Origin of the sequence: Pseudomonas sp. RIT623, from assembly GCF_004519305.1 — a bacterium.
Taxonomy (GTDB): Bacteria; Pseudomonadota; Gammaproteobacteria; order Pseudomonadales; family Pseudomonadaceae; genus Aquipseudomonas.
Genome location: NZ_SOZA01000006.1, coordinates 174,357 through 197,805, shown reverse-complemented (window position 1 = coordinate 197,805; position 23,449 = coordinate 174,357). Strand labels below are relative to the sequence as shown.

14 protein-coding genes are annotated in these 23,449 nt (G+C 66.0%); 10 read left to right on the top strand and 4 right to left on the bottom strand.

Features of this window, described 5'->3' with window-relative positions; translation table 11 throughout:
- The first annotated feature begins 326 nt into the window (after window positions 1–326).
- On the top strand, window positions 327–1,319 hold the full coding sequence (locus E3U47_RS06880) for a 3-oxoacyl-[acyl-carrier-protein] synthase III C-terminal domain-containing protein (protein ID WP_256660238.1): 993 nt from the start codon (window positions 327–329) through the stop codon (window positions 1,317–1,319).
- Between the two features lie 46 nt (window positions 1,320–1,365).
- On the opposite strand, the gene zwf is transcribed toward E3U47_RS06880, so the two are convergent.
- Together zwf and gnd are read right to left on the bottom strand one after the other, a co-directional pair.
- Window positions 1,366–2,874: a glucose-6-phosphate dehydrogenase gene (gene zwf / locus E3U47_RS06875; RefSeq protein WP_134690234.1), complete on the bottom strand. Its 1,509-nt coding sequence runs from the start codon at window positions 2,872–2,874 to the stop codon at window positions 1,366–1,368.
- Entirely contained in the window at window positions 2,875–3,906 is a 1,032-nt protein-coding gene (gene gnd / locus E3U47_RS06870) for a phosphogluconate dehydrogenase (NAD(+)-dependent, decarboxylating) (RefSeq protein ID WP_256660240.1), read from the bottom strand.
- A gap of 149 nt (window positions 3,907–4,055) precedes the next feature.
- Here gnd and E3U47_RS24915 point away from each other — a divergent pair, with 149 nt between their 5' ends.
- From E3U47_RS24915 to E3U47_RS06830, 9 genes are all read left to right on the top strand, one after another.
- Window positions 4,056–4,223, top strand: a complete 168-nt coding sequence (locus tag E3U47_RS24915; RefSeq protein WP_220036851.1) for a DUF6026 family protein — start codon at window positions 4,056–4,058, stop codon at window positions 4,221–4,223.
- Window positions 4,224–4,712: 489 nt separating this feature from the next.
- Window positions 4,713–6,272: a glycogen synthase GlgA gene (gene glgA / locus E3U47_RS06865; protein ID WP_134690232.1), complete on the top strand. Its 1,560-nt coding sequence runs from the start codon at window positions 4,713–4,715 to the stop codon at window positions 6,270–6,272.
- 14 nt (window positions 6,273–6,286) lie between these two features.
- The gene (gene treZ / locus E3U47_RS06860) at window positions 6,287–8,029 is read left to right on the top strand and encodes a malto-oligosyltrehalose trehalohydrolase (protein ID WP_134690231.1); all 1,743 of its coding nucleotides are present in this window, start codon (window positions 6,287–6,289) and stop codon (window positions 8,027–8,029) included.
- Window positions 8,026–10,095 (top strand): 4-alpha-glucanotransferase, encoded by a 2,070-nt coding sequence (gene malQ, locus E3U47_RS06855; protein WP_134690230.1) that lies wholly within the window; start codon window positions 8,026–8,028, stop codon window positions 10,093–10,095. The genes treZ and malQ overlap by 4 nt, the downstream gene beginning before the upstream one ends.
- The gene (locus E3U47_RS06850) at window positions 10,092–12,866 is read left to right on the top strand and encodes a malto-oligosyltrehalose synthase (protein ID WP_134690229.1); all 2,775 of its coding nucleotides are present in this window, start codon (window positions 10,092–10,094) and stop codon (window positions 12,864–12,866) included. Before malQ ends, E3U47_RS06850 begins: the two co-directional genes overlap by 4 nt.
- 17 nt (window positions 12,867–12,883) lie before the next feature.
- Window positions 12,884–13,150, top strand: a complete 267-nt coding sequence (locus tag E3U47_RS06845) for a DUF2934 domain-containing protein (RefSeq protein ID WP_134690228.1) — start codon at window positions 12,884–12,886, stop codon at window positions 13,148–13,150.
- A gap of 143 nt (window positions 13,151–13,293) precedes the next feature.
- Window positions 13,294–15,447: a glycogen debranching protein GlgX gene (glgX, locus tag E3U47_RS06840; protein WP_134690227.1), complete on the top strand. Its 2,154-nt coding sequence runs from the start codon at window positions 13,294–13,296 to the stop codon at window positions 15,445–15,447.
- A gap of 86 nt (window positions 15,448–15,533) precedes the next feature.
- Complete coding sequence (locus tag E3U47_RS06835; protein ID WP_134690226.1) at window positions 15,534–16,328, top strand: endonuclease/exonuclease/phosphatase family protein; 795 nt, start codon at window positions 15,534–15,536, stop codon at window positions 16,326–16,328.
- A gap of 320 nt (window positions 16,329–16,648) precedes the next feature.
- Entirely contained in the window at window positions 16,649–17,725 is a 1,077-nt protein-coding gene (locus E3U47_RS06830) for an autotransporter outer membrane beta-barrel domain-containing protein (RefSeq protein WP_134690225.1), read from the top strand.
- Between the two features lie 85 nt (window positions 17,726–17,810).
- Here E3U47_RS06830 and glgB read toward each other — a convergent pair whose 3' ends face one another.
- Together glgB and treS are read right to left on the bottom strand one after the other, a co-directional pair.
- Window positions 17,811–20,021, bottom strand: a complete 2,211-nt coding sequence (glgB, locus tag E3U47_RS06825) for a 1,4-alpha-glucan branching protein GlgB (protein WP_134690224.1) — start codon at window positions 20,019–20,021, stop codon at window positions 17,811–17,813.
- Window positions 20,022–23,339, bottom strand: a complete 3,318-nt coding sequence (gene treS, locus E3U47_RS06820) for a maltose alpha-D-glucosyltransferase (RefSeq protein WP_134690223.1) — start codon at window positions 23,337–23,339, stop codon at window positions 20,022–20,024.
- Window positions 23,340–23,449: the final 110 nt, after the last annotated feature.

Here is a 23,449-nt window from a genome sequence, read left to right as displayed (position 1 = left end):
GCAAGAAGTGCATCGACAAGTCACCGTATTTAATACTTAAACCAACAAACCCTATCCAAATGACAACTTAACGAATCGGCCACGGACACCTCAACCTGGATTAAGCGCAGTCACGTTCCTTGATGCAGATCAATAGACAGTCTCACGCCCTTGATTCGCCACTTACCTATGCTAGAAGTACTGGACCAGTGGCTACTTACAAGGATGAGCAAACCACTGTCAGCACGTAAAAATCGTATTTAATCAATATCCAAAGACAAGGATGTCATATGAAGATCATCGGACTCTCCGGAATACTGCCATCACGCCGCGTCAGCAACCAGGACGTGATCAACCTGGTCGAGGAACATTCCAGACGCACCTTCCAGGATGACCTGCCGAAAACGTTGAAAACCATCGGCAAGTTACTGGAAAAAAGTGGCAGCGACACACGCCATTGGCTGGCAGCCGACGAGAAACCCATGCAGTTGATGGAAACCGCCTTCGACGCCGCCCTGGCTCAAGCCAATATCAGCAAGGCCGACCTGGACCTGCTGGTCTATCCCAACGTCACCCGCGGTTTTATCGAGCCCGCCAACAGCACCTTCATCGCCAAGGCCCTGGGCCTGAACTGCCGCAACTTCGACGTGGTCGACGCCTGCAACGGCTGGGTGACAGCCATGGACGTCATCAACAGCAAGATGCAAGCGGGTGAAATCCGCTACGCCGCCATTGTCAACATGGAGTTCGGCATGTCGGCGGGCGGGCCGGTGATGCCCAAGAACTTCTCGCTACAATCGCCGGCCGAACTGGCCTACAAGTTTCCGAGCTTTACCATCGGAGAGGCCGCCGTTGTCACCATCCTCAGTAACGAAGCAACGGACAACTTCAAGTTCTCGTACATCAACCGACCTGACCTGAGTGACTTGTCGACGATCTCGTTGCCGGACTGGAAACTGTTCTGCAACGAGGCGGACATCGCCAAGATCGAACCTACCGGTGGCCAGTATCAATTCAACTCCTATGCCGCCGCCCTGCACGAAGATGGTCGCAACGAAGCGATAAAAGTGTTCAACATGCAAAAACTCTCGGCGGACGATGTGCACAAAGTGTTCATCCATACCGGCTCGCCAAAGATGTGGGAACATATTGGCCAGATGATCGGCGTCGATCACAAGTTGCATCACGTCGGGCACAAGACCGGCAACATCATTACCGCGTCGATTCCCTTCGGCATCTTTGATGCGATGAGCCGGGGCGAAGCCGAGCAAGGTCAGTTCTGCATGGGTTGGGCAGGCAGCGGCGGGATGGTGTTCTCGGCCCTGTCGTTCACCTTGTAGGACACATCCGCGCACCTACCGCCAACGGCGGTAGGTCGCCGCAAGCTCATCCCAGCGTATGCCACTCGCGCTTGTCCCGCGCCAACAGCTCGTCACCGGCCTCGGGGCCATCCTCTCCCGCCGCATACTCATGCACCTCGCCACCCTCGGCCGCCCAGGCATCGAGGAACGGCTGCACGGCACGCCAACCGTTCTCGATATTGTCGGCGCGCTGGAACAGGGTCTGGTCGCCGGTAAGGCAGTCGTAGATCAACGTCTCGTAGCCGGTCGCCGGGGTCATCTTGAAGAAGTCCTTGTAGGCAAAGCCCAGCTCGACATTCTCCATCACCAGCTCCGGCCCCGGGCGCTTGGCCTGCAGGTCGAACCACATGCCTTCGTTGGGCTGGATCTGGATCTTCAGGTAGTTGGGCTTGGGCCGCTCCAGCTCGCTTTCACGAAACTGCGCATAGGGCGCCGGCTTGAAGCAGATGGCGATCTCGGTGTCGCGCACGCTCATGCGCTTGCCGGTGCGCAGGTAGAACGGCACCCCCGCCCAGCGCCAGTTGTCGATCATCACCTTGAGCGCGACATAGGTCTCGGTCTGGCTGTGCGGGGCGACATTGGCCTCCTCGCGGTAGCCGGGCAGTTTCTTGCGGCCCTGCTTGCCGGCGCCGTACTGGCCACGCACGGAATTGCGCAGGGCCATCTTCTGCGACCAGGGGCGAATGGCGCCGATCACCTTGGCCTTTTCACCGCGCACCGCATCGGCGCCGAAGGCCGCCGGCGGCTCCATGGCGACCATCGCCAGCAGTTGGAACAGGTGGTTGGGCACCATGTCGCGCAGGGCGCCGGTGTTGTCGTAGAACGCCCCGCGCGTCTCGACGCCGACGGTTTCGGCGGCGGTGATCTGCACGTGGTCGATGTAATGATTGTTCCAGAACGATTCGAACAGGCCGTTGGAGAAACGGCTGACCAGGATGTTCTGCACGGTTTCCTTGCCCAGGTAATGGTCGATGCGGTAGATCTGCCGTTCGTTCATCACCTTGAGCAGGCAAGCGTTGAGCGCTTCGGCGCTGGCAAGGTCAGTGCCGAAGGGTTTCTCCACCACCACCCGGCGAAAGCCGCCGCCCGACTCGTCGAGCAGGCCGGCGTCACCCAGGCGCTGGGCCACCTCGGGGAAGAAGCGTGGCGAGGTGGCCAGGTAGAAGATGGCATTGCCATGGCCGGTTTTAGCGATGCGCCGAGCCAGGGCCTGGTAAGTCTCGGGGTCGAGGAAGTCGCCGGTCTGATAGTCCAGGCGCTTGGCCAGGCGCGCCCAGAGCTTTTCGTCCAGGCACTTGGCACTCCCTTCCCCGCCCTTGTCGCGCGCCTGCATGAACGCATGCAGGCGCGCGGCAAAGTCCTCGGCCGTGGCCGGGTTGTGGTCGACCCCGACGATACGCAGGTTGCGGTCGAGCAGGCCGTCACGGCTGAGGTTGTACAGCGCCGGCATCAGCAGGCGCTTGACCAGGTCGCCGTTGGCGCCGAACAGGAACAAGGTGCATGGCGGCGCCGCGGCGATGGTCGGTTTATTCATTTAGTCCTTCTTTTTCTCGACGTGGCCGCCAAAGCCCAGGCGCATGGCGGAGAGGATCTTGTCACCGTAGGTGCCCTGCTGCTGGCGCGAACGGAAACGGGCGAACAGCGCGCTGGACAGTACCGGTACCGGCACGGCCTGTTCGACGGCGGCGTCGATGGTCCAGCGCCCTTCGCCGCTGTCGGACACCGAGCCGCTGAATTCGGTCAGTTGCGGGTCGGCGACCAGCGCGTCGGCGGTCAGGTCCAGCAGCCAGGAAGTGACCACGCTGCCGCGGCGCCACACTTCGGCGATCTCGGCCACATTGAGGTCGAAGCGCTGCTCTTGCGGCAGTTCCGGGCCACCCTTGCTGCGCAGCAGGTCGAAGCCTTCGGCGTAGGCCTGCATCAGGCCGTACTCGATGCCGTTGTGCACCATCTTCACGTAGTGACCGGCGCCGGCCGGGCCAGCGTGGATGTAACCGTGTTCGGCGCGCTCGTGCTCGCCGCTGCGGCCCTGGGTACGCGGAATGTCGCCGACGCCCGGGGCGAGGGCCTTGAACAGCGGTTCCAGGCGCTCGAACACCTCTTTCTCGCCGCCGATCATCATGCAGTAGCCACGGTCCAGGCCCCACACGCCGCCGGAGGTGCCGACGTCGAGGTAGTGCAGGCCACGCTTGCCCAACTCGGCGGCGCGGCGCACGTCGTCCTTGTAGAAGGTATTGCCACCATCGATGATGGCGTCGCCCGGCTCGAGCAGGTCGGCCAGTTGCGCGATGGTCTGCTCGGTGATGTCGCCGGCGGGCAGCATGACCCACACCGCGCGTGGCGCCTTGAGTTTCTGCACCAGCGCCCCGAGGTCGTGGGCGCCGACGGCCCCCTCGCCTTCCAGGGTGGTGATGGCTTCGCGGTTGCGATCGTGGACCACAGTGCTGTGACCTGCGCGCATCAGGCGCCTTGCGATATTGCCGCCCATGCGGCCAAGCCCGATGATTCCCAGTTGCATGTGACGACGCTCCCGTAGGTTTTGCTTTACAACAGTTGAAGATTTCAGATTAGTCCAGCGTTCTTGCGTGGGGTTCAGCGACGAACGGGGCGACAACGATAAACAAAAAAGTTCCCAAGGGCCTGCAAAGAATTCAGAATGCGCGCCGCGTGAAGCGTCTACGCTTCAAAATGTCACCAGCCATGCGAGGTGTGCCCATGGGAACCCTGATGCCTGCCACTCCCACCCAGACCCTCTATGTCACCGTGCGCCGCGACGAGCTGCGCCAGTTGAAGGATGAGCGCGATCACCTGCGCCAGCAGGTCGCCCAGCTGAACCTGCTGCTTGAGCAGGCCCGCGTGCAAGGCAAGGCCGCCGGCCTCTGATTCACCGCCCCTCTGCGTGGGAGCTGCCAGGCTCCCACCTCGTCACAGCTTCCCTTCCTGATTGCGTTGTGCCGCGTCTGTCGCGAATTCGCTGCGCCTACGCTGGCTAGCCTCATATTTTGCAACAACTCGCCAACGTTTGCGCGGGTAAACCGTCGCGACAAAAATGACCAGCGGGTCACTTTCTTTGCGTTTCGTCCCCTACACTCCAGATTCGGCCCGCGTTTTGCTCGGAAAAAGTGACGTAAAAAAGTCGAACTTTCCAAAACACGGGCAGGTCAGGACTTAAGTAGGGCCGACGCAAAAGGACTTCCTCACGCCAGGCCCGCACACCCCAACCAGTCCATACGCCATTCGGCGGGAATGCCGAGCGTGCCGTGCCTGCGCGCACGAATCTGGGGCAAGGACGCACTACGAAGATGCAACAACGATCAGAGAGCAGACCCACGAGCCAACGCCAAGCAAACAGAACAAGGGACGGAGAGAAGTATGATCAGTGCCGCTGTCGAACCTCACGTAGAGTCATTCAACCCGGATAACCGCGAGCCGCTGCCTGCGTCCCTCGCCCCGACAGTCAAGGCACCCGGCGCGCAGCGCCAGCACAACCCGAACAAGCGCAAGATCCTGTTCGTCACCTCGGAGATCGCCGACCTGGTCAAGACCGGCGGCCTGGGCGACGTGTCCGCCGCCCTGCCCCGCGCCCTGGCCCATCTGCACGATGTGCGGGTGCTGATCCCCGGCTACCGCCAGGTGGTCGAGAGCGACAATCCCATTCACATCGTCGGCGAACTGGGCGGCCACGCCGCGCTGCCGCCGTGCAAGATCGGCCGCATGGATCTGGCCGACGGCCTGGTGATCTACGTGCTGATCTGCCCCGAGCTGTACCAGCGTGATGGCACGCCCTACGGCGCCAACAACGGTCGCGACTGGCCCGACAATCATATCCGCTTCGCCCGCCTGGGCCTGGCCGCCGCGGAAATCGCCGCCGGCGAAGGCATGGCCCACTGGCGCCCCGACCTGGTGCACGCCCACGACTGGCCGGCCGGGCTGGCCCCGGCCTACATGCACTGGCGCGGCCTGAGCACCCCGACCTTGTTCACCATCCACAACCTGGCCTACCAGGGCGTGTGCAGCCGCGGCTGCAGCCCGGAACTGGCGATCCCCGACCACGCCATGCAGCAGGAAGGCATGGAGTTCTACGGCAAGCTGTCGTTCCTCAAGGCCGGGCTTGCCTACGCCAGCCATATCACCACGGTCAGCGCCACCTACGCCCGGGAAATCACCACCCCCGAGTTCGGCTGCGGCCTGGACGGTTTCCTCGCCAGCAAGGCCCAGCAGGGACTGCTCGGCGGCATCCCCAACGGTATCGACGAAAGCTGGGACTCGGCCACCGACCAGCACCTGGACCACAACTTCAGCATCAACGACTGGGACGCCAAGGCACGCAATGCCGACCAGGTGCGCGCGCTGTTCGGCCTGCAAGCGAGCGACGGGCCGCTGTTCGCCGTGGTCTCGCGGCTGGTCTACCAGAAAGGCCTGGACCTGACCCTGGGCGTGGCCGACTACATCGTCGAACAAGGCGGCCAGATCGCCATCATCGGCCGTGGCGAACCCGAGGAAGAACAGGCCATGCGCGAACTGGCCCTGCGTCACCCCGGCCGCATCGGCGTGCGCATCGGCTTCAACGAGACCGACGCCCGGCGCATGTTCGCAGGCAGCGACTTCCTGCTGATGCCATCGCGCTACGAGCCCTGCGGCCTGAGCCAGATGTACGCCCAGCGCTTCGGCTCGCTGCCGGTGGCGCGCAACACCGGCGGGCTGGCCGACACCATCGAGAACGGCGTGACCGGCTTCCTGTTCGACGACTCCAGCGTGGACAGCTACCGCGAAGCCCTGGGCCGAGCCTTCTATGTGTACGGCAAGAAGCACCTGCTCAATGCCATGCGCTGCCTGTCGATGACCCAGCCGTTCAACTGGTGCCAGGCGGTGGAACCCTATGCGCGCCTGTACGAAGACCTGGTGAAGCAGACACAGCACGCCCATTACTGAGCGGAGAGCCGACGATGCACAAGCATGGCGCACAGTTGCTGGACGCCACGTCGGCGCGCTTCGCCCTGTGGGCGCCCGACGCGCGCAGCGTGAGCGTGGCGATCGGCCAGCAGCCACCCGTGGCACTGCTGCCCGACGACGATGGATGGTACACCGGCGTCGCCCCCTGCCAGGCGGGCGAGCGCTATCAGTTCGTGATCGACGATGGACTGCGCGTGGCTGACCCGGCCTCGCGCTGCCAGCCCCAGGGCGTGCAGGGCCCCAGCGAGCTGGTAGATCTGGGCGGCTACCCGTGGCGCCATCCCTGGCAGGGGCGGCCCTGGCACGAGGCGGTGATCCAGGAGCTGCACGTCGGCCTGCTCGACGGCTACGCGGGCGTGGCCAAGGTGCTGCCGCGCCTGGCCGAACTGGGGGTCAGCGCCATCGAGCTGATGCCACTGGGGCAGTTCCCTGGCGAGCGCAACTGGGGCTACGACGGCGTGCTGCCGTTCGCCCCGCAGCACAGCTATGGCCGCCCGCAGGACCTGTGCGCGCTGGTCGACGCCGCCCATGGCCAGTGCTTGATGGTGCTGGTGGACGTGGTCTACAACCACTTCGGCCCGGACGGCAACTACCTGCACCGCTACGCCAGCCCGTTTTTCCGTGAAGACCGCCAGACACCGTGGGGCGCGGCCATCGACTTCCGCCGCGCCGAGGTGCGCGAGTTCTTCATCCAGAACGCCCTGATGTGGCTGTGCGACTACCGCTGCGACGGCCTGCGCCTGGACGCGGTGCACGCCATCGACCAGCCGGACTTTCTCGTCGAACTGGCCCAGCGCGTACGCGCCACGGTCGAGCCCGGGCGGCAGGTCTGGCTGGTGCTGGAGAACGAGCACAACCAGGCCACGCTGCTTGAGCAAGGCTTCGACGCGCAGTGGAACGACGACGGCCACAACGCCCTGCACGTACTGCTGACCGGCGAAACCGAGGGTTACTACGCCGATTACAAGGACCGGCCGATCGAGCAGTTGGCGCGCTGCCTGGCCGAAGGGTTCGTGTTCCAGGGCCAGCCCGACCGCCACGGCAGGCCGCGCGGCGAGCCCAGCAGCCACCTGCCGCCCAGCGCCTTCGTGCTGTTCCTGCAGAACCACGACCAGGTCGGCAACCGCGCCCTGGGCGAGCGGCTGTCCCGACTCTGCCCGCCACAGGCGCTGAAGGCCGCCACCACCCTGCTGCTGCTGGCACCGATGATCCCGCTGCTGTTCATGGGCGACGACGACGGCAGCCGCAAGCCGTTCCTGTTCTTCACCGACTTCCACGACGCGCTGGCCGATGCCGTGCGTGAAGGCAGGCGTGGCGAGTTCGCTCATTTCGAAGCCTTCGCCGACCCGCAGAAGCGCGAGCAGATACCCGACCCCAACGCCGAGGCCACCTTCGAGACCTCCAAACCTCGGCAACAAGAGGTGCTTGCCGGCTGGCACGGCCTTTACCAGCAGTTGCTCGAACTGCGCAGGCGCCATGTCATCCCGCACCTGCCCGGCACCCGCGCCGAGGGCTGCGAGGTACTCGGCGCCAAGGCGCTGACCGCCCTCTGGCGCCTGGGCGACGGCCAGCAGCTGCGCATCGACCTGAACCTCGATGCCCAGCCCCAGCCGGTCACCTTGCCGGCCCTGCCCCGCCGCCTGTTCGACAGCAGCGACAACGCCCACCCCGACTCGACGCTCGCCGCGCACAGCTGCGTGGTCAGCCTGCTGCCCCCCGACCAGGAGACGCCATGAGCGCAGAGCCCCTTCACCGCCTGGCCGCCCAGGTGGGCCTGGCCCGCGACTGGATCGACGCCAACAACCGCCCGCAGCAGGTCAGCGATGACGTGCTGCGCCAGGTGCTCGCCGGCCTTGGCCACCCGGTTGGCAACGCTGCCGAGATCGACGCCAGCCTGCGCGCCGTGGAGCAGGCCGAAGACAGCGAGCACCTGCCACCGCTGCTGACCGTGGACATCAACCAGCCCCTCGACCTGCAGCGTTACTTCAGCGCCGCCAGCCAGGTGCGCTGCAGCCTGGAAGACGGCAGCCAGCGCAACCTGACCCTGGACGCCCAAGCGCGGCTGCCGGCCGGCTTGCCCCTGGGCTATCACCGCCTGGATATCGATGGCCGGACCTGCACCGTGGCCGTGGCACCGGCGCGTTGCCATGCCCTGCAAGACTGCGTGGAGCAACCCCCACCCCGTTGCTGGGGCCTTGCCGTGCAGCTGTACAGCCTGCGGCGCCCCGGCGATGGCGGCTTTGGCGACTGCCTGGCGCTGGAACAACTGGCACGCCACGCCGCCGAGCGCGGCGCCGATGCCCTGGCGATCAGCCCGATCCACACCCTGTCGACCTTCGACCAGCACCACTACAGCCCCTATTCGCCGTCCAGCCGCCTGCTGCTCAATGTGCTCTACGCCAGCCCAGGCGTGGTCTTCGGCGAACGCGAAGTGCGCATGGCCACCGAGGCCTTTGAACTGCAGGCCACCCTCGAAGCGCTGGAGCAGCACACACTGGTGGACTGGCCCAGGGCCGCCGGGGCCCGGCTGCGCCTGCTCGAAGCGCTCTACCGGCACTTCAGCCAGGGCCAGCACCCCTTGCGCGCGGACTTCGACAGTTTCCGCGCCAGCGCCGGCGAGCAACTGGAACACCACTGCCGCTTCGAAGTGCTGCAAGCCGAGGCGGTGAGCAGCGGCCTGGGCGCGGACTGGCGCAACTGGCCCAAGGCCTGGCACGACCCCTACGACCCCGAGGTCGAGGCCTTCGCCAACGCCTATCCGGCGCGGGTCGAGTTCCATGCCTTCTGCCAGTGGCTGGCCGAGCGCAGCCTGCAACGGGCCCAGGATGCGGCGCGCGGCAACGGCATGGCCGTGGGCCTGATCGCCGACCTGGCAGTGGGCGCCGACGGTGCCGGCAGCCAGGCCTGGAGCCGCCAGGACGAACTGCTGGCCGAACTCAATGTCGGCGCCCCGCCCGATATCCTCAACCGCGCCGGGCAAGACTGGGGTATCTGCGCATTCTCCCCCGAAGGCCTGCGGCGTAACGGCTACCGCGCCTTCATCGAAATGCTGCGGGCCAACCTGGCCCATGCCGGCGGCCTGCGCATCGACCATGTGATGGGCCTGCGCCGCCTGTGGCTGATCCCACGTGGCGCCAAGCCCAGCGAAGGCGCCTACCTGCAATACCCGCTGGACGACCTGCTGCGCCTGCTGGCACTGGAGTCGGTGCGACACCAGGCGATCATCCTCGGCGAAGACCTGGGCACCGTGCCAGAGGGCCTGCGCGAGCGCTTGGCCGACAAGGCCGTGCTGGGCATGCGCGTGCTGCCGTTCGAGCAGCAACCACCAGGCCGGTTCACGCCGATCCTCGACTGGCCGGACAACGCCCTGGCCACCACCGGCACCCATGACCTGGCGCCGCTCGCCGGCTGGCTGACCAGCCGGGACATCGACTGGAGCCATCGCCTGCAATTGATCGACGCCGCCACCGAACTGCACTGGCGCCACACCCGGGCCCTGGAGCGCGACGGCCTGCGCCGCACCCTGGAGCAGAACTACGGGCCACTGCGCGACGATTCGGCGCTGATCGACGCGGCGATCCGCTACGTCGGCCATACCCGCGCACCGCTGGTGCTGGTGCCGCTGGAGGACCTGCTGGGCAGCGACGAGCAGCCCAACCTGCCAGGCACCACTACCGGCCATCCCAACTGGCGCCGTCGCTTCAAGGCGCCGGTGCGCGAACTGCTGGACGACGAGGACGCCGCCCGGCGCCTGGAACTGCTGGCCCAGGCCCGCGAACAAGCCTGGGAGCGTGACCGATGAAACCCTTGACCGCGACCCTGCGCCTGCAACTGCACAGCGACTTCACCCTCGACCACGCGGTACCGCTGGTGCCCTATTTCGCCCGGCTGGGTATCAGCCACCTGTACGCCTCGCCGATCCTCACCGCCCGCGCAGGCTCGCGCCATGGCTATGACGTGGTCGATCCGACCCGGGTCAATCCCGAACTCGGCGGCGAGGCGGCGCTCGAACGCCTGGTGGCTGCCCTGCGCCAGCATGGCATGGGGCTGATCGTCGACACCGTGTCCAACCACATGGCCGTGGGCGGCGCCGACAACCCCTGGTGGCAGAGCCTGCTGGCCTGGGGCCGGCGCAGCCCCTACGCGGAATTCTTCGATATCCAGTGGCATTCCAGCGACCCGTTGCTGGCCGGCCAGCTGTTGCTGCCGTTCCTCGGCAGCGACTATGGCGCCGCCCTGCACAACGGCGAGATCCCGCTGACCTTCGATGCGCAACATGGGCGCTTCGAAGTCGCCCACCATGAGCACCGTTTCCCGATCTGCCCACTGGACTATCCACGCATCCTCGGCCAGGCCGAGGACCCGCGCCTGCAGGCGCTGGCCGCGCACTTCAGCACCCTCGGCGAGGCGGCCGACCCTCTGGCCGAGGCCCAGCCGCTACACCGCGAACTGGCGCGCCTGGCCGCCGCCGGCGCGGATCCGCAAGCGGCCCTCGCCGCCTTCGACAGCCGCGACGAAGCAGGCTTCAAGCGCCTGCATTTGCTGCTCGAACGCCAGACCTATCGCCTGGCCAGCTGGCGCACCGCCGCCGACGACATCAACTGGCGGCGCTTCTTCGACATCAACGAACTCGGCGGCCTGCGCGTGGAGCGTGCCGTGGTGTTCGAGGCCACCCACGCCAAGCTGTTCGAGCTCATCGAACGTGGCCTGGTCGACGGCCTGCGCATCGACCATATCGATGGCCTCGCCGATCCGCGCCGCTACTGCCGCAATCTGCGCCGCCGGGTCGATTCGCTGCTGGCGCGACGCCCCGTCGATGCCGCGCTGGCACACTTCCCGATCTACGTGGAAAAGATCCTCGGCACGGGCGAACACCTGCACCGCGACTGGCTCACCGACGGCACCACCGGCTACGAATTCATGAACCAGGTGTCGCTGCTGCAGCACGACCCTGCGGGCGAGCTCACCCTGGACGAACTATGGCGCAGCACCAGCGAGCGTCCCGAGTTCCCCGAGGAGGTGCGCATCGCCCGCCACCTGGTGCTCAACGCCAGCCTGGCCGGCGACTGCGAGTCGGTGGCCCAGGCCCTGCTGCAGGTGGCCCGCGACGACCTGATGACCCGCGACCTCACCCTCGGCGCGATTCGCCGGGCGCTGCAGGCGCTGGTCGAGCACTACCCGGTGTACCGCACCTACATCAACGCCTGCGGCCGACCTGCCGAGGATGAGGCGTTCTTCCAGCAGGCGCTCACCGGCGCGCGCCAGTCGCTGGGGGAAGCCGACTGGCCGCTGCTCGATCAGCTAGAACGCTGGCTTGGCGGCCAACCCTGGCGTCACCTGCCGCCAGGCCGCCCGCGCAAGCACCTGCGCCACGCCTGCGTGCGCTTCCAGCAACTGACCGCCCCCAGCGCCGCCAAGGCCGTGGAGGACACCGCCTTCTATCGATCCGCCCGGCTGCTGTCGCGCAACGACGTGGGCTTCGATGCCGAGCGTTTCAGCGCCGATGCGGCCTGGTTCCACAACGAAGCCCAGCGCCGCCTGCGCGACTTTCCCGACAACCTGCTGGCCACCGCCACCCACGACCACAAGCGCGGCGAAGACTGCCGCGCACGGCTGGCCGTGCTCAGCGAACGCGCGCCCTGGCTGGCCAGCCGGGTCGAGCACTGGCGCGAGCTGGCCGCGCCGTTACGCGAGGCACTGGACGATGGCCAGGCGCCAAGCCCCGGCGACGAGCTGCTACTGTTGCAGACGCTGCTCGGCAGTTGGCCGCTGGACCTCGACCTGCATGCCCCGCAAGCCCTGAAGCGCTACGCCGAACGCCTTCGCCAATGGCAATGCAAGGCCCTGCGCGAAGCCAAGCTGCGCAGCAGCTGGGCCGCGCCCAACGAACGCTACGAGGCGGCTTGCGCGGCCTATGTCGACGGCCTGCTGCTGGACGAGGAAAACCAGCAGCTGCGCCAGTCCCTGCATGAGGCCGCGCAGCGCCTGGCCTGCCCTGGCGCCTTGAACGGCCTGGTGCAGTGCCTGCTGCGCATGACCACCCCCGGCGTGCCGGACCTGTACCAGGGCAACGAGTACTGGGACCTCTCGCTGGTCGACCCGGACAACCGCCGCCCGGTGGACTACCCGGCCAGGCGCGCCAGCCTCGACGACGGCACGCCCCTGGCCGAACTGCTCGCCCACTGGCGCGATGGCCGCATCAAGCAGGCCCTGGTGGCCCGCGTGCTGGACGCCCGCCAGGCCCATCCCGAGCTGTTCCAGCGCGGCGCCTACCTGCCGCTGAGGGTACAGGGCCGCCACGCCGACCAGGTGCTGGCCTTTGCCCGCCTCGGCCAGGACGAGCGCGCCATCATCGTCGTGCCACGGCTGGCCAGCGCCCTGTTGGGCGCGGCCACCACCCCGTTGATCCCGGCTCAGAACTGGGACGATACCCGGCTTGTACTGCCGTTTGCCTTGTCGCCTGCCAACTGTTCGGGACTTTTCGGCGGCGGTGCTGTCACCCCTTCAAGGGAGCTGATGTTGAGCACCGTGCTGGCAGAGTTTCCGGTCAATGTGTTGATTGATCATGCCTAACTGTATTCAGGAGCGTCGTGATGAGTGTCGATGAAAAACGTATTCGCGAGTTCGCCTATCAGATCTGGGAGTCGGAGGGTAAGCCCGAGGGGCGCGAGGAGGAACACTGGGACAAGGCGCGCAAGCTGGCCGAAGCCGAGGCGCTGGCCCCCAAGGCGCCGCCACGCAAGAAGGCAGCGGCCAAGCCCAAGCCACCGGCAGAGCCCAAGGTGGCGGCGTTGCCGGGCGTGAAGCCGGCTGCGGCGGCTAAAAAACCGCGAGCGGCGAAGCCTTCCGCTGGTTGAGCTTTTAGCAAGCCTGTACCGCCCTATCGCGGGGCAAGTCGCATCGGCGCACCGCCGCCCCCACGCCTCAGTCACTGAGTGCTCGTGCGTGTGAGCGAGCTTGCCCCGCGATGGCCCACTCTCCCCGGACCATGAGGACCGCCATGAGCCCCCGCACCCCGAAGAAAACCCGCTCCGTCGCCCCGTCGCGCATTCGCGAAGGCCTGCCTTTCCCCCTCGGCGCCACCTGGGACGGCCTTGGGGTCAACTTCGCCCTGTTTTCGGCCAACGCCACCAAGGTCGAGCTGTGCCTGTTCGACGCCACGGGCGAAACCGAAATCGAGCGCATCGAGCTGCCCGAATATACCGACGAGATCTACCACGGCTACCTGCCCGATGCCCACCCGGGCCTGGTCTACGGCTACCGGGTGCACGGCCCCTACGAACCGGAGAACGGCCACCGCTTCAACCCCAACAAACTGCTGATCGACCCCTACGCCAAGCAATTGGTGGGCACGCTGAAATGGTCCGAGGCACTGTTCGGCTACACCATCGGCCACCCCGACGGCGACCTGTCGTTCGACGAACGCGACAGCGCGGCGTTCGTGCCCAAGTGCAAGGTCATCGACCCGGCCTTCACCTGGGGCCGCGACCAGCGCGTGTCGATCCCTTGGGAGCGCACCATCATCTACGAGGCCCACACCCGCGGCATCAGCATGCGCCACCCGGCGGTGCCCGAGCACCTGCGTGGCACCTTCGCGGGCCTGGCCAACGACGAGCTGCTGGGCCATATCAAGGAGCTGGGCGTGTCGAGCATCGAGCTGCTGCCAATCCACGCCTTCGTCAACGACCAGCACCTGCTCGACAAGGGCCTGAACAACTACTGGGGCTACAACAGCATCGCCTTCTTCGCCCCCCACCCGCGCTACCTGGCCAGCGGCAAGATCGCCGAGTTCAAGGAAATGGTCGCGCACCTGCACGACGCAGGCCTGGAGGTGATCCTCGACGTGGTCTACAACCACACCGCCGAGGGCAACGAACGCGGCCCGACCCTGTCGATGCGCGGCATCGACAACGCCTCGTACTACCGCCTGATGCCCGACGACCGGCGTTTCTACATCAACGATTCCGGCACCGGCAATACCCTCGACATGAGCCATCCACGGGTCCTGCAACTGGTCACCGATTCGCTGCGCTACTGGGCCGGCGAGATGCATGTGGATGGTTTTCGCTTCGACCTGGCAACCATCCTCGGCCGCTATCACGATGGCTACAGCGAGCGCCACGGTTTCCTCGTCGCCTGTCGCCAGGACCCGATGCTCAGCCAGACCAAACTGATCGCCGAACCCTGGGACTGCGGCCCGGGCGGCTACCAGGTGGGCAACTTCGCTCCGGGCTGGGCGGAATGGAACGACCGCTTCCGCGACACCGTGCGCAGCTTCTGGAAAGGCGACGAAGGCATGCTCGCCGACTTTGCCGCGCGCATCACCGCCTCGGGCGATCTGTTCAACAACCGCGGCCGACGCCCCTATGCGTCGGTCAACTTCGTCACCGCCCACGACGGCTTCACCCTGCGCGACCTGGTGTCGTACAACGACAAGCACAACGAAGACAACGACGAGAACAACCAGGACGGCACCGACAATAACCTGTCGTGGAACTGCGGCGCCGAAGGCCCCACCGACGACCCGGCGATCAACGCCCTGCGCATGCGCCAGATGCGCAACTACTTCGCCACCCTGCTGCTGGCCCAGGGCACGCCGATGATCGTTGCCGGCGACGAGTTCAGCCGCACCCAGCACGGCAACAACAACGCCTACTGCCAGGACAGCGAGATCGGCTGGGTGAACTGGGACCTGGACGAAGACGGCCAGGCGCTGATGACCTTCGTCAAGCGCCTGACCCGGCTGCGCCTGGCCTATCCGATCCTGCGGCGTTCGCGCTTCCTGGTCGGCGACTACAACGAGGCGATCGGCGTCAAGGACGTCACCTGGCTGGCTCCGGACGCCAGCGAAATGACCGTCGAGCAATGGGAAGACCCGCACGGGCGTTGCCTGGGCATGCTGATGGATGGCCGCGCCCAGGTCAGCGGTATTGCCCGGCCCGGCGCCGAGGCGACCATGCTGCTGATCGTCAACGCCTACCACGACGTGGTGCCGTTCACCCTGCCGGCGGTGCCGGAGGGCGACTACTGGAGCTGCCTGGTCGACACCGACCGGCCCGAGCTGCGCAAGGCGCAGCACCTGGCGTTCGACACGGTGTTCGAGGTCAAGGGGCGGTCATTGCTGCTGATGGTGTTGCAGCGCGAGGAGGACTGAACCCGAAACAGGAAGTCCTGTCCTAGACTGTGTCGAGCCAGTTGAACCTGGGGCTGCCGAGCAGCCCTCAAAGAACAGGAGCGGTCGTGAACCTCGAAGCCGGCAGTCCAGGTTTCGCCAGCGTCAGCCAGGCCCCGGCCGTGCACCGGGTCAAGGTGCTGACGGTCAACACCCACAAGGGTTTCACCGCCTTCAACCGGCGCTTCATCCTGCCGGAGCTGCGCGAGGCGGTGCGCAGCACCGGGGCTGACATCGTGTTCCTCCAGGAGGTGCTCGGCAGCCACGACCGCCACGCCGCGCGCTACCCGGGCTGGCCCCAGACCTCGCAGTACGAATTCCTTGCCGACAGCATGTGGAACGACTTCGCCTACGGCCGCAACGCGGTCTACCCCGACGGCCACCACGGTAACGCCCTGCTGTCGAAGTACCCGATCCTCGAACACCGCAACCTCGACGTCTCGATCACCGGTCCCGAGCGCCGTGGCCTGCTGCACTGCGTGCTGGATGTGCCCGGGCAACGCCAGGTACATGCCATCTGCGTGCACCTGTCGCTGCTCGAAAGCCACCGCCAGCAACAACTGCAACTGCTGCGCCGATTGCTCGACGCGCTGCCCGCCGACGCCCCGGTGATCATCGCCGGCGACTTCAACGACTGGCAACTGCGCGGCAACCGCACCTTGGGCCTGCAGCGCGATCTGCACGAGGCCTTCGAGCGCCACCATGGCCTGCTCGCCCGCACCTACCCCGCCCGCCTGCCGCTGCTACGCCTGGACCGCGTGTACCTGCGCAATGCCGACAGCCACGCGCCGAGAATCCTCGGCAACAAGCCCTGGACCCACCTGTCCGATCACCTGCCGCTGGCGGTGGAGGTACGGTTGTAGCAACGATTCGGCATAGCGGCGTAGCGGTAAATCACCATTGTCGATATACATGAATAAATTCTTAATTTATTCAATAAGTTGCGTAGTTAAACAGACATTTATCGATCATTTCACGCTTTCTTGACGCAAGCGCCGTCCTCTCCTTAGCTGAACAGTAATCAGCAGATGGAAAATCTCGTGCCGGGCCTCTAGCTCGCGCCCTCGTGCGCGTTCCAAGAAGCTGGCGCGCTGGTTTGGGTCGCCCCTGTTCTTGTCGTACAGCTCGTGACATCAGGCCAGGTATCGGGCTGTTCACTTCACACAACAACAGGAGATCCGCCATGAAAAGCACCTCGAATCCCTCGCGCTTCGACGCTTTTTTCTGTGCGGTTTCCACGTCGCTGCTCCTGGCAACCCCGGTGGAAACCTTCGCGTTCGAACTGCAGGAGGGCGAGCCCTTCGCCCCCTTCCTGGCGCAACCCGAGGTGCCGCGACTATCGCTCGACCCGGTCAGCGCCAGCGGCCTGAGCCAGGGCATGCTCAGCGCCTTTTCCGAACGCATGGGCGAGCGCCACGGCCAACTCGACAACGAACACATCGCCAGCCAGTGGGCGCAGTTCTTCCCCGGCACGCCTCGCCAGGGCGCCCAGCCGCCGGCACAGGTGGAGGCACCCAGCCAGCAGATGGTGATCGGCCCGGACCTGTTCGTGCGTGAAACCAACGCGGGCAATGTGCATCGCGCGGGCATCTTCGTCGGCCACAACAACCTGCAGAGCACCTTCAACGGCATGCGCCCGCTGCTTGGCGACAAGCAGCGCAACGCGGTCAACCTCAGTGGCGAGAGCCTGGGCGTGTACTGGAGCATGACTCACGAGAAGGGCTGGCACGTGGACGCCGTGGCCATGGGCACGCGCATCGACGTCAATGGCCGCTCCCAGGCCGGCCAGCGCCTTGACGACAGCGGCCACGCGATGACCTTCTCGGTGGAGGGCGGCTACCCCATCGGCCTGGGCGCCGGCTGGGTGATCGAGCCCCAGGCGCAGTTGATCAACCAGCAGTTCTTCCCCGGCAGCCAGGCGCAGGAAGAAACCCTGCAGGCCTTTGACAGCCAACCCAGCTGGAGCGGCCGGGTCGGCGCCAAACTGTCGGCGCGCTACGAGGTGCGTGGCATGCCCATCGAACCCTATGTGCGCACCAACGTCTGGTACGACTTCAGCAACGCCGACCCGGTGAAGCTGGACCAGGTGGACAAGATCTCCAGCTCGCGCAGCGCCGCCACGGTGGAACTGGGGTTGGGCCTGGTGGCCCGGGTGACGCCGAACGTGGCGCTGTTCGTCAGCGCCGACTACAGCAGCGATGTGGATGACAACGATTTGAATGGGCTGATTGGCAGCCTGGGCGTCAGGATGCGCTGGTAGCGCTGTTCGCCGGCAAGGCCGCCTCCTACAGGGATCGCGCTCGCCTGTAGGAGCCGGCCTTGCCGGCGAACAGCAGTGGCATGGCCTATGCCGGTTTCATCACCAACACTCCCAACGGCGGCAGGTTCAACGCCAATGACAAAAGCTGCCCATGGCTGGCGACCTCATCGGCCATCACCGCCCCGAGGTTGCCGACGTTCGACCCGGCATACAGCTCCGCGTCGCTGTTGAGCAGTTCCACCCAGTGCTCACCAAACGGCACGCCAATGCGGTACCCCTCCCGCGGCACCGGGGTGAAGTTGGCCACCACCAGCAATGGCTCGCCCTGGCTGCTCCAGCGCAACCAGGCATACACGCTGTTGGCGGCATCGTCGCCGATCAGCCACTGGAAGCCCTGGGGCTGGCAGTCCTGCTCGTGCAGCGCGGGCAGGTCGCGGTACAGGCGGTTGAGATCGGCCACCAGCTTCTGCACCCCCTGGTGCTCGGGATACTGCAGCAGGTACCAGTCCAGTTGCTGGTCGTGGTTCCATTCGCGCCACTGGCCGAACTCGCAGCCCATGAACAGCAGCTTCTTGCCTGGGTGCATCCACATGAAAGCCAGGTAGGCGCGCAGGTTGGCGAACTTCTGCCAGCGGTCGCCGGGCATCTTGTCGATCAGCGAATGCTTGCCGTGCACCACTTCGTCGTGGGAGATCGGCAGGATGAAATGCTCGGAGTAGGCATAGATCAGCCCGAAACTCATCTCGTTGTGGTGGTAGGTGCGGTGGATCGGGTCGTTCTGGATGTAGTGCAAGGTGTCGTGCATCCAGCCCATGTTCCACTTGTAGGCAAAGCCCAGGCCGCCCTGCTGCACCGGCTGGCTGACCCCAGGCCAGGCGGTGGATTCCTCGGCGATGATCAGCGCGCCCGGCGCCTCATGGGCGGCGACGCTGTTGAGGTGGCGGATGAAGTCGATGGCCTCGAGGTTCTCGCGCCCGCCGTGGCGGTTGGGCACCCACTCGCCGGCCTTGCGCGAGTAGTCGCGGTAGAGCATCGAGGCCACCGCGTCCACGCGCAGGCCGTCGATATGGAAGTGCTTGAGCCAGTGCAGCGCCGAGGCCAGCATGAAGCCGCGAACTTCGTTGCGGCCAAGGTTGTAGATCAGCGTGTTCCAGTCTTGGTGGAAGCCTTCCAGCGGATTGTCATACTCATACAGCGCAGTGCCGTCGAAGCGCGCCAGGCCGTGCTCGTCGGTGGGGAAATGCGCCGGCACCCAGTCGAGGATCACACCGATGCCGCCCTGGTGGCAGGCGTCGATGAAATACGCGAAGTCCTCGGCGCTGCCGTAGCGTGAAGTGGGCGCGAACAGAGAAAGTGGCTGGTAGCCCCAGGAGCCGCCGAACGGGTGCTCCATGATCGGCATCAGCTCGATATGGGTAAAGCCCAGCTCCTGCACGTAAGGCACCAAACGCTCGGCCAGTTCACGCCAGTTGTAGTAGCGGGCGACCTCGCCGGCGTCGTCTAGCTCGCAGCGCCAGGAGCCGGCGTGCAACTCGTATATCGACAGTGGCGCGCTATAGGCGTGGCGTTGGGCCCTGTGTTCCAGCCACTGGCCATCTCGCCATTCGTGGGCCAGGGCGCCGGCCACCTTCGAGGCGGTGCTCGGCGGCAATTCGGTGGCGCGCGCCAGGGGGTCGGCCTTGAGGGGCAGCACGCCGTCCTGGCCGAGCACTTCGAACTTGTAGGTCTCGCCCACGCCAAGGCGCGGCACGAACAGCTCCCACACCCCGGCGCCATGGCGCAGGCGCATGGGGTGGCGGCGACCATCCCAGTTGTTGAATTCGCCCACCACCGACACCCGCCGGGCATTCGGCGCCCATACCGAGAAGCACACCCCGGCAACCCCATCCACCTCGGTCGGCTGGGCGCCGAAACGCCCGGACAGGTCGCGGTGATTGCCCTCGGCGAACAGGTACATGTCCATCTCGCCCAACTGCGGGCCGAAGCTGTAAGGGTCCTCGGTGACCTGCTCGCCGCCGGCCCAGCCGATCTGCAGCAGGTAGGGGGCCGCCTGGTCCAGGTGCGCGGTGAACAGCCCGGGCACGCCACCCTGGCGCATCTCGGCGAGTACCCGGCCGTCGTCGCGGGCCAGCACGCGCACGCTCAGGGCACTGGGCAGGAAGGCCCGGATGAACTGGCCGCCCGCACCATCGGGGTGCGGGCCGAGTACGGCGAACGGGTCGGCGTGCTCGGCGCGGGCCAGGGCATCGAGATCCCGTTGCCGAAGGTCGCCGTTGTCACGCGTGGTTGCATTCATCTATGACTCTCCCCAGGTACTGATCAGGCCATGCAGGCCATGCAAAGGCACGGCCAGCCAACTTGGCCGGTTCTCGGCTTCATAGGTAATTTCGTAGGCGGCTTTCTCCAGGCAGAACAGCTCCAGCGCCGCGCGCTCGCCCTCGGCCTGCTGCCAGGCGTGGGGCATGGCGGCGGTGGCCAACCCGTAGGCTTCGACGAAGGCATGGCGCGACTGGTGCAGGTACTGCCGGGCGACCCGCTGCCGGGCCTGGCGCGCGGCCTCGGAGAGGTCTACCGCCGAAGCGCTGCGCAGGATCATCGCAGCAGCATAGTCGAAGGATCGCAGTACACCGCTGACATCCTTGTACGGGCTGTGCTTGGCCCGGCGCTCGTCCAGTGGCCGCGCCGGCTCGCCCTCGAAATCGATCAGGTAGGCGTCACCCTGCACCACCAGCACCTGGCCCAGGTGCAGGTCGCCGTGTACCCGCATCAGCAGCCCGCCCTGGGCCTGGCGGGCGAGGCTATCGACATGCTGTCGCAGGCCTGCGCGCTGTTGCTGCAGGTCGTCGACCAGGGCCTGACTGTCGCTGTCGAGGGTGTCACGGTGCTGGGCGAGCAGGTCGAGGGCATGGCTCAGCTCGGCACTGATCTGGCGGCTCCAACGCTCGCTGTCGCGGGTGTCGCTCGGGCGTGAACGGAACGCTTCGTCGCCGCTCGGTGCGGCCAGCAGCAGGTGCATCTCGCCCAGGCGCTGGCCGAGCAAGGCGGCAAAACCGGTCAGCTCGACCAAGGCGTCGGTGTGCGCTTCCTGCTCGACGCTGGCGGGTTCCATCTGGTCGCGGATCGCCCGCTCCAGGGTGTTCTGCGTCCAGTCCCAGGCATCGCCCTGGTTGCTCAGGTAGCCCTGGGCGATCATCAGCAGGTGCGGCTGCTTGCTGTCGTCCACGCGGCTGACCCAGGCCAGCAATGGGGAGATATTGGCAAAGCCGGCGGCGGTCAGGTAGGCGCTCATCTCCAGCTCCGGGTGAATGCCCGGATTGACCCGGCGAATCAACTTGAGCACCAGGCTGCCGCCCACCACCACCGAGCTGTTGGACTGCTCGGCGCTCAGGTAGCGCACCTCGCTGTGCTCATCGAGCTGCAGCGCGGCCAACTGCTCAGTGCTGTGGAAGCGCAACTCGCCCAGGCCATCGCCACAGGCCAGCCGCAGGCCGTCCTGGCAGCCCTGGAGCACGGCGCGAATGAAGGGCTCGAGCACGAAGGCATCGGTGATCAGCCCCACCTGGCGGCCACGGCGTACCCGCGACAGCGCCAACTGTTGGGGCAGCGCGGCATTGATCTGTTCCTCCGGCAACAAGCCGAAGGGTAGCTGGTAGTGGGTGACCACGCCCTCGCTGTGCACCTCCAGCTCGCCAAGCAGCACCGGCAACACCGGGGTGGCCATGCGTACCCCATAGCGCAGGCGGACCTGGTCGATCGGCCCTTCCTTGCCGGCGAACCAGCGGCGCTTGGGCAGGTACTGCGGCAGGATCGCTGCCTGCAACGTCTCGCGGGCCGGTGATTCGAGCAGTTCCTCCATGCGCTTGCGCAGCACCAAAGTAGTCAGCTCGGGCAGGCCCTCGCTGGGCTGGATATGCCAGCTGGGCATGCGGTCGTGGCTGGCCAGCAGGAACCAGTAGAAGCCATAGGGCGGCAACGTCAGCAGGAACGGCAACTGGCCGATGGGCGGGAACGCGCTGCCACCCAGCATCTCCACCGGCACCTTGTCGGCGTACTGCGACAGTTCCAGCTCCGCGGCCTGGGCGGCCCGCGAGACATTGGCCACGCACAGCACGATCTCGACGTTGCCCTCGGCATCGGTGTATTCGCGGATATAGGCCAGCACCCGCCGGTTGCTCGGCGTGAGCATCTTCAGGCTGCCGCGACCGAAGGCCTTCTGCTGCTTGCGCACCGCCAGCAGCCGACGGTTCCAGTTGAGCAGCGAATGCGGGTCGTGGGCCTGGGCCTCGACGTTGATCGTCTGGTAGCCGTACAGCGGGTCCATGATTGGCGGCAGCACCAGGCGCTGCGGGTCGGCGCGGGAGAAACCTCCGTTGCGGTCCGGCGACCACTGCATGGGGGTGCGCACGCCATCGCGGTCGCCCAGATAAATGTTGTCGCCCATGCCCAGTTCATCACCGTAGTACAGCGTCGGCGTGCCGGGCATCGACAGCAGCAGGCTGGTGAGCAGCTCGATACGCCGCCGGTCACGCTGCAACAGCGGCGCCAGGCGCCGGCGAATCCCCAGGTTGATGCGCGCGCGACGGTCCTGGGCGTAGTAGTTCCACAGGTAGTCGCGCTCGCGGTCGGTGACCATTTCCAAGGTCAGCTCATCATGGTTGCGCAGGAAGATCGCCCACTGGCAGTTGGCCGGGATCTCCGGGGTCTGGCGCAGGATATCGGTGATCGGGAAACGGTCCTCCATGGCCAGGGCCATGTACATGCGCGGCATCAGCGGAAAGTGGAAGGCCATGTGGCATTCGTCGCCGTCGCCCTCGCCGAAGTACGGGCGCGTGTCCTCGGGCCACTGGTTGGCCTCGGCCAGCAGCATGCGGTCGGGGTAGTTGGCATCGATCTCGGCACGGATCGCCTTGAGTACCGCGTGGGTTTCGGGCAGGTTCTCGTTGTTGGTGCCGTCGCGTTCGATCAGGTAGGGAATGGCATCCAGGCGCAGGCCATCGACACCCAGGTCGAGCCAGAAACGCATCACCCCGATCACCGCCTTGAGCACCTGCGGGTTGTCGAAGTTCAGGTCCGGCTGGTGCGAGTAGAAGCGGTGCCAGAAGTACTGGCAGGCCACCGGGTCCCAGGTCCAGTTGGATTTCTCGGTGTCGAGGAAGATTATCCGCGTGCCGTCGTACTTCTGGTCATCGTCCGACCACACGTAGAAGTCCCGCGCCTTGCTGCCGCGCTTGGCGTGGCGGGCGCGCTGGAACCAGGGGTGCTGGTCGGAGGTGTGGTTGATGACCAGCTCGGTGATCACCCGCAGGCCGCGCTTGTGGGCCTCTGCGATGAAGCGCCGGGCATCGGCCATGCTGCCGTAGTCCGGGTGCACGGCCTTGTATTCGCCGATGTCGTAGCCGTCGTCACGCCGCGGCGAGGGGTAGAACGGCAGCAGCCAGAGGGTGTTGACGCCCAGTTCGGCGATGTAGTCGAGCTTGCCGATCAGGCCCGCGAAATCGCCGATGCCGTCGTTGTTCGCATCGAAGAACGATTTCACGTGCAGTTGGTAGATCACTGCGTCCTTGTACCACAGCGGGTCGTCGATGAAGGCTGCCGGGCGGGAACGCTTGGCCATGTGCGACTCCTTTCATTTTCTGGTTCGGCACGCCCCTTGTAGGAGCGGCCTTGTGTCGCGAAAGGGGCGCGAAGCGGCCCCAGGATTTCAGCGACGCGCAGATATTGCCG

Coding starts and splice junctions, on each gene's coding strand:
- malQ (WP_134690230.1), top strand. CDS start 8,026: ATGAGCGCAGAGCCCCTTCACCGCCTGGCCGCCCAGGTGGGCCTGGCC.
- glgA (WP_134690232.1), top strand. CDS start 4,713: ATGATCAGTGCCGCTGTCGAACCTCACGTAGAGTCATTCAACCCGGAT.
- glgX (WP_134690227.1), top strand. CDS start 13,294: ATGAGCCCCCGCACCCCGAAGAAAACCCGCTCCGTCGCCCCGTCGCGC.
- zwf (WP_134690234.1), bottom strand. CDS start 2,874: ATGAATAAACCGACCATCGCCGCGGCGCCGCCATGCACCTTGTTCCTG.
- E3U47_RS06850 (WP_134690229.1), top strand. CDS start 10,092: ATGAAACCCTTGACCGCGACCCTGCGCCTGCAACTGCACAGCGACTTC.
- E3U47_RS24915 (WP_220036851.1), top strand. CDS start 4,056: ATGGGAACCCTGATGCCTGCCACTCCCACCCAGACCCTCTATGTCACC.
- glgB (WP_134690224.1), bottom strand. CDS start 20,021: ATGAATGCAACCACGCGTGACAACGGCGACCTTCGGCAACGGGATCTC.
- E3U47_RS06830 (WP_134690225.1), top strand. CDS start 16,649: ATGAAAAGCACCTCGAATCCCTCGCGCTTCGACGCTTTTTTCTGTGCG.
- treZ (WP_134690231.1), top strand. CDS start 6,287: ATGCACAAGCATGGCGCACAGTTGCTGGACGCCACGTCGGCGCGCTTC.
- treS (WP_134690223.1), bottom strand. CDS start 23,339: ATGGCCAAGCGTTCCCGCCCGGCAGCCTTCATCGACGACCCGCTGTGG.